The organism is Alcanivorax sp. HI0044, assembly GCF_001634945.1.
On record NZ_LWEZ01000521.1, the window covers coordinates 1 to 655 of the forward strand.

The 655-nt window shown below is 57.1% G+C and carries 1 protein-coding gene; it reads left to right on the top strand.

Annotated features, from left to right (window positions below):
* A partial coding sequence (locus A3730_RS06155; protein WP_156500971.1) for a cyclic nucleotide-binding domain-containing protein occupies window positions 1–655 on the top strand: 655 nt, incomplete at both ends.

Here is a 655-nt window from a genome sequence, read left to right on the forward strand (position 1 = left end):
ACTGGATGGACGCGCTGCTTTCCTCGGAACTGTTCTCCGCAGTGCCCCCGGCCATGATTCACAGCCTGTTCGTGAAATTCGAAGAACGCGAAGTCCAGCTCGGCGAAACCATTGTCACCGAAGGCGAAGACGGCGACACCCTGTTCGTGATCAAACAGGGCAAAGCCATGGTCACCCGCACCAAGGGAGCCAAGCAGGAAACTCTGGCCGCCCTCTCCGCCGGCCGCTTCTTTGGTGAAGACGCCCTGATCAGCGACAGCCCACGCAATGCCACCATCACCATGACCAGCGACGGGGTATTGATGTGTCTGGGTAAAAACGATTTTCAGGCAATCCTGCAGGACTCCGTGATTCGCCACGTCACTGAAGATGAGCTGGACACGATGGTGCTGGAAGCCGACACCGCCTGCATCCTGGTGGATGTACGCCTGCCCATGGAATTCCGCCATGACCGCACCCCCGGTGCCCGCAACCTGCCACTCAATGAATTACGCCGCGAAGTACAAAATCTCGAGAAGGATTTTTTCTACGTGGTATGCGGTGATGGTCGACGTAGCGAGCTTGGAGCCTATATCCTCTCCGAAGCGGGTTTGAACGCCTATGTGCTTGACCGGGGAAAACCGACGGATGCAAAAGAAGAATCCCATGCTGAGGC